Annotated in this window: 11 protein-coding genes and 1 riboswitch; of the genes, 7 read left to right on the top strand and 4 right to left on the bottom strand. The window is 36.9% G+C overall.

Annotated features, from left to right (window positions below; genetic code table 11):
• The 4 genes from H1P_RS10445 to H1P_RS10430 form a co-directional block, all read left to right on the top strand.
• Nucleotides 1–566: superoxide dismutase (locus tag H1P_RS10445; protein WP_144866934.1), on the top strand; the 566-nt coding region annotated here is incomplete at its 5' end.
• An 80-nt stretch (nt 567–646) separates the two neighbouring features.
• The gene (locus H1P_RS10440; RefSeq protein ID WP_144866932.1) at nt 647–856 is read left to right on the top strand and encodes a hypothetical protein; all 210 of its coding nucleotides are present in this window, start codon (nt 647–649) and stop codon (nt 854–856) included.
• A 117-nt stretch (nt 857–973) separates the two neighbouring features.
• Nucleotides 974–1,117 carry a chlorophyll a/b-binding protein gene (locus H1P_RS10435; RefSeq protein WP_144866930.1) on the top strand — a complete coding sequence of 48 codons (144 nt, stop codon included), beginning with the start codon at nt 974–976 and terminating at the stop codon, nt 1,115–1,117.
• A gap of 220 nt (nt 1,118–1,337) precedes the next feature.
• A riboswitch (cobalamin riboswitch) is annotated at nt 1,338–1,587 on the top strand.
• Nucleotides 1,588–1,921: 334 nt separating this feature from the next.
• The gene (locus H1P_RS10430) at nt 1,922–2,785 is read left to right on the top strand and encodes a DUF4382 domain-containing protein (protein WP_144866928.1); all 864 of its coding nucleotides are present in this window, start codon (nt 1,922–1,924) and stop codon (nt 2,783–2,785) included.
• A 570-nt stretch (nt 2,786–3,355) separates the two neighbouring features.
• On the opposite strand, the gene H1P_RS10425 is transcribed toward H1P_RS10430, so the two are convergent.
• Nucleotides 3,356–3,613, bottom strand: a complete 258-nt coding sequence (locus tag H1P_RS10425; RefSeq protein WP_144866926.1) for a DUF3146 family protein — start codon at nt 3,611–3,613, stop codon at nt 3,356–3,358.
• A 21-nt stretch (nt 3,614–3,634) separates the two neighbouring features.
• On the bottom strand, nt 3,635–4,399 hold the full coding sequence (locus tag H1P_RS10420; RefSeq protein ID WP_144866924.1) for a response regulator: 765 nt from the start codon (nt 4,397–4,399) through the stop codon (nt 3,635–3,637).
• A 292-nt stretch (nt 4,400–4,691) separates the two neighbouring features.
• On the opposite strand from H1P_RS10420, the gene H1P_RS10415 reads away from it, so the two are divergent.
• Nucleotides 4,692–6,194, top strand: coding sequence for a GTP-binding protein (locus H1P_RS10415; protein WP_246141592.1), 1,503 nt, complete (start codon nt 4,692–4,694; stop codon nt 6,192–6,194).
• 252 nt (nt 6,195–6,446) lie between these two features.
• Nucleotides 6,447–7,637 carry a M20 family metallopeptidase gene (locus tag H1P_RS10410; RefSeq protein WP_144866922.1) on the top strand — a complete coding sequence of 397 codons (1,191 nt, stop codon included), beginning with the start codon at nt 6,447–6,449 and terminating at the stop codon, nt 7,635–7,637.
• A 101-nt stretch (nt 7,638–7,738) separates the two neighbouring features.
• Here the strand turns inward: H1P_RS10410 and H1P_RS10405 are convergent, their stop codons facing one another.
• Nucleotides 7,739–8,281: an FHA domain-containing protein gene (locus H1P_RS10405; protein ID WP_144866920.1), complete on the bottom strand. Its 543-nt coding sequence runs from the start codon at nt 8,279–8,281 to the stop codon at nt 7,739–7,741.
• A gap of 241 nt (nt 8,282–8,522) precedes the next feature.
• The gene (locus H1P_RS10400) at nt 8,523–9,227 is read right to left on the bottom strand and encodes a hypothetical protein (RefSeq protein WP_144866918.1); all 705 of its coding nucleotides are present in this window, start codon (nt 9,225–9,227) and stop codon (nt 8,523–8,525) included.
• A gap of 92 nt (nt 9,228–9,319) precedes the next feature.
• On the opposite strand from H1P_RS10400, the gene H1P_RS10395 reads away from it, so the two are divergent.
• Nucleotides 9,320–9,640 carry a hypothetical protein gene (locus H1P_RS10395; RefSeq protein WP_144866916.1) on the top strand — a complete coding sequence of 107 codons (321 nt, stop codon included), beginning with the start codon at nt 9,320–9,322 and terminating at the stop codon, nt 9,638–9,640.
• Nucleotides 9,641–9,967 lie beyond the last annotated feature (327 nt).

Here is a 9,967-nt window from a genome sequence, read left to right as displayed (position 1 = left end):
ACAAGGCTTTAGAACCATTAATTTCTAAAAGCACCTTGGAATTTCATCACGATAAACACCATGCTGCATATGTCAGTAAGTACAATAACGCAGTTCAAGGAACAGAATTTGATAGCAAATCCCTTGAAGAAGTTATCAAAGCGATCGCAGGAGATGCTAGTAAAACTGGACTGTTTAATAATGCTGCTCAAGCTTGGAATCATACTTTTTATTGGCAATGTATGAAACCGAATGGCGGTGGTACTCCCACAGGGGAATTGGCGAAAAAAATTGAGGCTGACTTTGGTAGTTTTGACAAGTTTGTCGAAGCTTTCAAAAATGCAGGTGCAACTCAGTTTGGGAGTGGTTGGGCTTGGTTAGTCCTAGATGGCGATACACTTAAAGTCACTAAAACCCTTAATGCTGATAATCCCCTAACTAGCGGACAAGTTCCTCTGTTAACTATGGATGTTTGGGAGCATGCCTACTATCTCGATTATCAAAATAAACGTCCTGCTTACATTGATGATTTTCTTGGTAAATTAGTCAATTGGGATTTTGTCGCTCAAAACCTAGCTGCTGCGTAAGTATAAATTAGATTTAAGCGGATATTTAACTACAATATCCGCTTAATTGGTTGTTTATAGGTACTTTAATCGAATAAATAATGGCAGAGCCTCATTATCCTCAAATTATTCTTTCTTTTGCTTATCGGGGCTTCAAGGTAGAAATAGATCGCGATGAATTAGATGGACAATTTATTTACGCTGCTTGGGTTAATCATGACCGAGGATGCGCTGTTGCTGTACCTAGGGCCATGACTACAATAGATGCAATTCGCCAAGCCAAGCAATGGATAGACAAGAAATTGAAGTAATCTGTGACTGTCACTCAAGATCGAGCTAATTAAGCGAAAAAAATGCGTCAAGTTTTTGCAACAAAAATTAAAATTGAGTACAATAAAAAGTAATGATTCTTAATGAGGTTTCAACTTATGGAAAACCAAGAAAACAAACTCGGCTTTACTCAATTCGCAGAAAACTGGAACGGTCGTCTAGCTATGTTAGGCTTTGTTATTGCCGTTGCTACTGAATTACTTACTGGCAAAGGAATTCTCTCTCAGTTAGGGATAATGTAGTATGTTAGCTTGTCAAGCCTAGAGAGCTAATGACTAAGAGCAGTTTCAATTAGTGTTTAGTACACAAAAACTGTTAGCTGCAATCATAGTATCTAATCTGTACAAAAAATTAAGGGAGTTTGGTTTTACAAGTGAGAAGCTTGCCAAACTCCCTTAATTATTGAAACTTAAACTATTTTTTTACTTTCAATAAATCCCATTAAAGGTATTATTAAACTAAAGACATCAAACTAGTCGGTTTTAATGGGGAACAGCCATTAAAAGTAATGGGGAAAATTCGGTGTAAATCCGACGCTGTCCCGCAACTGTGATGAGACGAGCGACCCCGCGTCGGACGTGGCGTACAAGCTTTTGAGGAGACCTCAAAAGACAGCCACTCCGTAAGACGCTCAGGGAACGCGCGAGATGATTAACTAATAAATCTCAATAAATCTCTTAGTCAGGATGCCCGCCGATGCCAGTATAGAGGTAAATTTCGCGTCTAACTATAGATAAATATGCATATCTGCGAGGTACAGATGGTTAAAAGTTTTTTAATACTTAAAATTGTTAGTTACTTATTAACTACGTTACGAAAACTAACTAAGTGCCAATAATTTTGTTGCGCTATTTATTCCATAATTACAATCTATAAATAAAATCAAATATTCTGCGATCGCATATGTGCTAGTAAGCTGTTCGCAATTTTATTGAGCTTTTGCGATTACTCAACTTCAAACAATCAAAACCTAAAATGAATGTTTTGGGCTAAAACGATTTTTTACTGGGAAAAATCGTTAATCAACCATCAAAAATGAAGACACTATGAACCAAAATTTTATCAAACTCAATACTCTGGCTCTCTTGTCTCTGCTAATAGTTAGTTTTAGTAACAGTAGCGAGGCAAATAGCAGTAATGACGAGCCTTCTACTGCTGTGGATAATCAAAGTAAAGCTACTCTTAACTTAATAGCCAATGGAGAGGATTTTGTTCGTCAAGGTTTTGTGACGAAAGATGGCTGGGAAATGAGTTTTGATCGTGTTGAGGTAAATTTAAGCGATGTGACTGCTTACCAAATTCAAGCACCTTTTGAGCCGACAGAAACAGACAACCTTGATACCCTAGAATATCAGGAAAAAGTTTCCTTACTCGATACAGCCCAAATTGTTAATCTAGCTGAAGGAGAAGCAGATGCCGAACCAATTATGGTGGTAAACACTGAAGTTACTCCTGGGTTCTACAATGCTGTGGCTTGGGGAATAGATACTGCTAGTGAAAGCTCCCCCCTGGCTGGCAAAACTATGGTATTACAGGGTCAAGCAAGTAAAGACGAACAGGTTATTAATTTCGATATTAGTTTAAATCGCCCAATACAGTATCTCTGTGGCGAATATGTCGGCGACGAACGCAAAGGCATAGTTCAAGCAGGAGACATGGGAGAGGTAGAAACAACTTTTCACTTTGACCATATTTTTGGTGACAGCGAAACCAGCGCAGATGATTCTCTTAATGTGGGTGCTTTGGGTTTTCAACCTTTAGCTGAATTAGCTTCTGGCGATCGCCTGTCGGTAGATGATGCTACCTTATCTCAAAAATTGTCCCCAGAAGAACAAGAAAAATTAACCAAAGCAGTGATTGGTCTGGGTCATGTAGGAGAGGGACATTGTGCAGTCATCCCACAACCATAAAGACATAATCAAGCAGCTAGAATTGATTTTTTCCCAATCTGCGATCGATTTGTCACGATCTCAATTCAAAGTTTCGCCAAAGATAACTACAACGACTACCTAGAACAAACTTTATTTGTGGCAAACAGCCTTCTTAGCGATCGCTTTAAGTAGATCGAGGTAGGATCGTGCTAATTGCTCAGTTAATGGGCAAACATAGACTTAGTTCGACAATTTAATTTTGTGAAAAATTTTTTTGAAGGATATTGTCTGGGATATTACTCGATCCCTCTTTCATTGCTACATCTTAATAGCGATTGCAAACAATCTAATTAAACCAATTATTAAAATGTCAATAGCAATCAAAGCATGACCGAATCAAAATTTACGTCAAGTAATCTTAACAAAAATTTATATTTTGTGGTTTTTATTTAACCTGAGTTCGGGATAAGTACCCCAGCACAATTAATTAAACGCTTTTATTATTGATGAGGCGATGAGGCGTTGCCTAACCTTCAGCAGTGAATTTAGTTCTGCATGACTACCTTAAGCTGAAATCCTTATTTTGGGGTTGGTTAAAGATAATCTAAATTAAAACTTGGCACGAATGGTAAAAGTATAGTTATTACCTGCTTCGAGTTGGTAATCAGAACGTTCTAAAAAACGTCCTAAAGGCTCTTGAATTAAAGCTCTTCCTAAAGAAGGTTCAACTAGTAACTTTCCTTGACGGAATTGCCATTGAAATTGCCATTGATACTCTGCTGCACTGACTTTTCCTTCAATTTTACCTAATCGCCAAGATTGCTGAGTTATACGCAGATAAGCTGTCGTTCTCGATTTATCACCCATTAATCTGTTTTCAACATTTCGTTACAATACCTTATCAATAATCATATAACCGACCATTATTAACAATAATAAAACTTGACTAATTAGCAGCAAATCAACTTTGTTTTGTAACCTTTTATATTTAACGATAGTTTCAGATTGCTTGTTTTTTAAATTGTAAAGTTGCATTTCTAACATATGAGTAAGTTGCCGATGAGTAGTTTCTGTACCTTGGTCAATTAAAGTTTTACATTCATCAGTTAGTTCCCACCTAAGCTGTTGTATTGGCTTTCTCAATCGATCCTCTAAGTCACTTTTTGATTCTGCCATGGACTTATCCAGAGAACTTAATGCCAATTTTTCCAATAAACCCGGTCCCAAATGGAAACACCCCCTATTAACGTAACGTATTGCATCAGCTAAATCTTGAGGGGTAGTTCCTTTAAGTAAATAACCTTTTGCTCCTGCTTTGATAGCTTGATTAATATATTCAGGTTCTTCATGTCCACTTAATACTAAAACTTTAGTTGTCGGAAAACGTTGACGAATAATCTCAATCGCAGCCACGCCATTCATATCTGGCATTTCTAAATCGAGAATAGCTATATCAGGATCGAGGTTCTTAATCTGTTCTAATCCTGTGCTTGCGCTGTCTGCATAACCAATAATATTAATGTCAGATTCCGTTTCTAGATATATCTGTAATGTTTCACGGATCAACTTACGATCATCAACTACAATCATCCGAATTGTATTTTGATTAGAATTATAATTATTCATTAATTGATTTTGATTGTCTGAAATCATCGTTTAATAGATTTTTTTGATAGGCAAGATAAAAAATCGCTCTTCTTAGGGTCATAAACTAAGGAATAGGAAGCTCTGCTAAGAGAAAAAGTAAAATGTACTCCACAAATATGAGAACCGCTATATATTAATTATCATCATGCTATGAAATCTAACTTATTAATATTGCATAATTTGTGAAACTTTGAATAATTATAAATCAGTCAATATTTTAATTAGACATATTTTTTTGGCTTTAATTAGATATATTTTTTCACTTTCGATAAAAATCAATAATTAGGAAATTAACCCATTGAAAAATATTCCTTGGAATTTTGCCGAAATTACTAATCAGATTAATTATCGCAAAGCTCAGCGATCGCTGAGAAATCTGTTAAGCAATCTCGATCTTACTCAAGAAGAAAGAACAGATTTAGAATCTGAAATAGATCGTCTCACAGCAATGTTGGATAAATTAGAAAATTCTGTGGTGCAAATTGCTGCTTTTGGCATGGTAGGAAGAGGTAAATCTTCTGTCTTAAATGCATTAGTCGGTAGAGATATTTTTGTCACAGGTGCATTACATGGAGTGACTCGTACTATTGATAGTGCAGAATGGGAAATCACCGAAGACGAGGAGACAGAAAAACAAGAAGCAATAATCGGTAGAGAAGTTTCAGCGAAACATCTTAACCAGAGAGTAAAGCTAGCAGAAAGTAGCGAAAATAGGGGTGAGAAGCATTCACCTAATATTAAACGGTTAACAATTGCCCAAACAGCAAGCGAAAACCAAATTCAACTATTAGATACTCCTGGTATTGATGAAGTTAATGGAGAAGTTAGAGAAGCTTTAGCGAAAAATTTAGCCACTAAAGTAGATTTAATTTTATTTGTGGTTTCAGGGGATATTACTCAAGTTGAATATGATGCTTTATCTCAATTGCGCTCGGCAGGAAAACCAATGTTGTTGGTATTTAACAAAATCGATCAATATCCCTCAGCAGATCGTCTCGCGATTTATGCCAAAATTCGTGATGAAAGAGTCAAAGAATTAATTTCTCCCGACGAAATCGTAATGGTGGCTGCTTCCCCTATAGAAGTACGAGGGGTTAAAACAGAAGATGGCAAACTAACAATAGGGCGAGTTAAAGGCAAACCACAAATAGAGAATTTGAAACTCAAAATATTAGAGCTTTTAGATCGAGAAGGTAAATCTTTAATTGCGCTCAATAGTATGCTCTATGCAGATACAGTCAATGAGCAAATTTTACAACGAAAATTAGACATTAGGGAAACCGCAGCCAATGACTTGATTTATAAAGGAACAATGCTCAAAGCTACCGCTACAGCGTTAAATCCTGTAACTGCGATTGATTTATTTGCGGGGGCTATTGTGGATGTGGGGCTGATTTTATCTTTATCTCATCTCTACGGTATCCCGATGACCCAAGAAGGGGCGATCGCTCTTTTACAGAAAATTGCTCTTAGTATGGGTGGTATCGGTGCTAGTGAATTACTTGCTACCTTGGGGTTAGGTTCTCTCAAAGGATTATTAGGCATTACCATCCCTGCGACAGGAGGCTTATCTTTAGCTCCTTATTTATCAGTCGCTATTGCTCAAGGAGCAATAGCGGGAGTTTCTTCCTACGCTATTGGGCAAATTACCAAAACTTATTTAGTCAATGGCGCATCTTGGGGCGATAAAGCACCAAAAACCGTAGTTAAAGATATTTTAGAGTCTCTAGACGAAGAATCTATTCTCCATCGCATTAAATCAGAATTAAAAGCAAAGCTGATTTCTGACAAGAAAAAGTGAGAAAATAAAGATTTAAGAGCTTTTTCTGAAATTGAAAATAATTTACTGTCGATCTCGCTAACAAGCAAGAATTAGGCTAAAAATTGACAACTATTGCCTACTACAGCCTTCAACAAGAATCAGCAGCAGATATTAATGCCTTAGACGCGATCGCTATTTTAGATGGACATGGTAGTTCCAGAGAACATTTTTGATTAAGAATACTTTGAATATTAACTATACTGATTAATCAAGTACCCATATTCATCAAATATGCTTTCTGAAATTAAAACCATAGCAGAAAATCTTGCACCCAGATTAATTGAAATTCGTCGTCATATTCACGCCCATCCCGAATTAAGTGGCGAAGAACATCAAACCTCAGCTTATGTAGCAGGGGTTTTATCTTCCTGTGGCTTACACGTTACTGAAGCAGTGGGTAAAACTGGAGTAATTGGGGATTTATCGGGGGGGAATAGCGATCGCCCTACTCTAGCGATTCGTACTGATATGGATGCCTTACCAATTCAAGAAATAACTAAGCTAGATTTTGCTTCCCGCAATCCTGGCATAATGCACGCTTGTGGTCATGATGTTCATACCACTTTAGGATTAGGTACGGCGATGATTTTGTCTCAGTTATCAGAAGCTTTACCAGGAAATGTTCGTTTTCTGTTTCAACCCGCCGAAGAAATTGCCCAGGGTGCTAAATGGATGGTAGATAGTGGTGCAACTTCAGGAGTAGATGCCATCTTTGGGGTTCATGTATTTCCGTCGATTCCTGCACGTATAGTAGGAATTCGTTATGGTGCTTTAACCGCAGCAGCCGACGATTTAGAAATCATTATACAGGGAGAGTCAGGACACGGGGCGCGCCCTCATCAAGCAATAGATGCGATTTGGATTGCTTCTCAAGTAATTACAACGCTACAACAATCTATTAGTAGAACCCAAAATCCTTTACATCCCATTGTGTTGACTATTGGCAAAATTGAAGGAGGTAGGGCTGCTAATGTGATCGCCGATCATGTGAGAATGATTGGAACAGTGCGTTCTCTACATCCTGACAGCCACGCTAATCTCCCTGATTGGATTACTAACATAGTTACCAGTGTTTGTCAGACCTACGGAGCAAAATGCGAAGTAAACTATCAACGGGGAGTACCTTCGGTACAAAATGATTTTGATTTAACTAAATTATTGGAATCTGCTTGTCAAGAAGCTTGGGGGAATAATCACGTACAAATAATTGCTGAACCTTCTTTGGGGGCTGAAGATTTTTCTGTTTACCTTAATCAAATTCCTGGTTGTATGTTCCGCCTTGGTGTCGGTAAAGCAGAAGGTAAAAACTATCCTCTACACCATCCTCGTTTTGAAATAGATGAAACTGCTATTGTCACAGGGGTAGTTACCTTGGCTTATACTGCTTACAAGTATTATCATCAGCTAAATAAGCAAGCGTAATTACATCTAAAAAGCGATCTGGATTTCTCGATCCCCAATCTCTAGCCTCTAGTCCCTCGAAACATCATCTAAAAATCTCCTGATTTTAAACTAGATGCCATTTAAGAAGAGCTATATTGCTTTCTTGCTGCTTCAATTTCTGCTTGAGTAACTACTGTTGTTTCCTTGTAATTAACTTCTTGATTGGATTTATATTCAGTCTTTTCGCTACTGCAATATTTTAAGAAAGTCTGAGTTTCTGCGGTGTTGGGTATATAGTTATAGGTGATTTTGGTTTCTGTACCAATCGTAATAACATCTCCCGACTTTAAACGATGTAAAGATTTTTTTTCGCCATTCACCAAAATTCCATTACGGCTTCTTTTTCTCTTTCCTTTGCCGTCAATAATCCAATAACAATAGTCTTCTCTCTTTTCTGATTGTTCGGTGTATTGTAACCAGGCAACAGTAGCGTGATGACGAGAGATCATATTACTATTGATAACCAAAGAATTTTGAGGATGGCGACCAATAGAAAACACCGCGCTATTAAGAGCGACGGCTCTTCTGGAATCGGAAGATTCTATAATTAGGATATGTCTTCCTTTCTGAAGGTTATCTTCGCTAAATTGGGCCAAAGTTAGTTTAGGCTTTTGCTCGGACATATTACCGAATTAATTTAGGATGTAAATTACAGTTTTTGTTTGAACAAACTGAAAATATTTATAATCAGCGATACTATCTACAATAAAAAATATTTAATTTTCGTTGTTTATCTAAAGTTGTAGTTTTTCCCTGTAGTGTTTTAAGCAAAAAGCACCATTAGTAAAACTATAGCTTTATTAAAAGTGAATCAAATTATAGGGCGATCTGCCATCAGTAAAAATATTGAATTAATACTTATATTTAAAGTAAATACTGTAAACCAATACTGAAAGAGTCATCCTTGTCTTGCTGAGAGTTTTGTAATTTCCAATCTGTTGATAAGCGAAGATGAGAAGTTATGCTATAGCCTACAGAAAGTGAAAATAACCCCACTTCTCGATCGCCTTGAGGGGAGATAAAGCTTTGGGCGATGGAAATATCTGCTGAACCAGTACGAGATAGTGAGAACATCAGCCTTAAACCTAAGTTAACACCATCAGTATTAAAATCATTACTTTGAACGTAGCGATAACCAACTAAGGGTGCCACATTTATATAGTTACCCAAAGGAAAAATAAAGTAGTGTAAGTCTGTTCCTGTACTAACGCGATCGCTATTAAAGGAGGTTTGATAATCCGCACTCCAAGTTAGCCCTGTACGACCTAAAAAAATATCTTCAACCGCAATTTTGACCCCTGTAAGATCTTCATTAGAAGGAAAGAGAGAAAAACCTAAATTGAGACGGCTACGAAAACTAGGGTCGTGGCGGATTTCTTCTAAAACGTTCGGCGTTTCTTGTAACCATTTTTGTAATACTGGGCTTTCTTTAATGATTTGGGGAGGAATATCTAAGTCTGAGAGAGAGTCGGTTTCTGCTTGAGCTAAACGGGGAAATATTGTTATAGAAGTAAAGCAGAAGCCATAAGTAAGCCAAGATAACGAAAAGATAGATCGATTTTTGGGCATCAGGAGATTTAAAAACGTTATCAACCAAAATAATATATCTTGATTCAGCTTATACGAGAAAAAATAAAATCTGCGATCGATATTAATATCTTATGGACAATTTAAAATTGAATATTACAACAGCAGGTAATACCTGGAATCCAACTCTTCTTGCAATACAAGCGAAAAACTACAAAATTACACTGTATCTCGTAGTTGACGAAGATGGGAATGAAAAATCAGAATACGAAGCTGAAAAAGATGGTAGAAGATTTAGTGCGACATCTCCTGCTGAGTTGCTGGGTTTAATAGCTATGTGGGAAGTGAGAGGAGATAATTGGCAATACAATCATAAAACCGAACCTAACTTGAATGAAGAGTTAGCAGAATTAGCTATTACTTATGACCAAGACGGCAATATAGTTGAGTATTGAAATTTCGGATCGATTTTATAGAAAGAGATAGTGTTATATCTCCTAATAAAGACTCTACGGGGATTTAGCAACTCGCAACCACCAAGGAGGCTATTTTGTCGCAGGTCAACTAACTGGTACTGCAATACTTCTTGTTTAAGTCCAAAATCAAATAAAGTAAGAATTGTTTTGAGAAAAGAGAAAAATTGCAAATCAAAGAATTCTCGTTGATTAAAATTTTTTAGGAAAATTTTGTAAATCTAAAAATAGTATTAAGATCGGGCAAAAAATGCTCAACGAGTTTACAAGCAGTTGAGGTCGATAAAATTTTTGTTGAATAATTGTGCT

The sequence above is a fragment of the Hyella patelloides LEGE 07179 genome, assembly GCF_900659865.1.
GTDB classification, from domain to species: Bacteria; Cyanobacteriota; Cyanobacteriia; order Cyanobacteriales; family Xenococcaceae; genus Hyella; species Hyella patelloides.
Note: the sequence above shows the minus strand (reverse complement) of the source record. Positions and strands in the feature narration are given on the sequence as shown.

Bases quoted from the DNA above. Each gene is read 5' to 3' on its own strand.
- H1P_RS10405 (WP_144866920.1), bottom strand. From the start codon at position 8,281: ATGTCCGAGCAAAAGCCTAAACTAACTTTGGCCCAATTTAGCGAAGAT.
- H1P_RS10440 (WP_144866932.1), top strand. From the start codon at position 647: ATGGCAGAGCCTCATTATCCTCAAATTATTCTTTCTTTTGCTTATCGG.
- H1P_RS10410 (WP_144866922.1), top strand. From the start codon at position 6,447: ATGCTTTCTGAAATTAAAACCATAGCAGAAAATCTTGCACCCAGATTA.
- H1P_RS10400 (WP_144866918.1), bottom strand. From the start codon at position 9,227: ATGCCCAAAAATCGATCTATCTTTTCGTTATCTTGGCTTACTTATGGC.
- H1P_RS10435 (WP_144866930.1), top strand. From the start codon at position 974: ATGGAAAACCAAGAAAACAAACTCGGCTTTACTCAATTCGCAGAAAAC.
- H1P_RS10425 (WP_144866926.1), bottom strand. From the start codon at position 3,613: ATGGGTGATAAATCGAGAACGACAGCTTATCTGCGTATAACTCAGCAA.
- H1P_RS10430 (WP_144866928.1), top strand. From the start codon at position 1,922: ATGAACCAAAATTTTATCAAACTCAATACTCTGGCTCTCTTGTCTCTG.
- H1P_RS10420 (WP_144866924.1), bottom strand. From the start codon at position 4,399: ATGATTTCAGACAATCAAAATCAATTAATGAATAATTATAATTCTAAT.
- H1P_RS10395 (WP_144866916.1), top strand. From the start codon at position 9,320: ATGGACAATTTAAAATTGAATATTACAACAGCAGGTAATACCTGGAAT.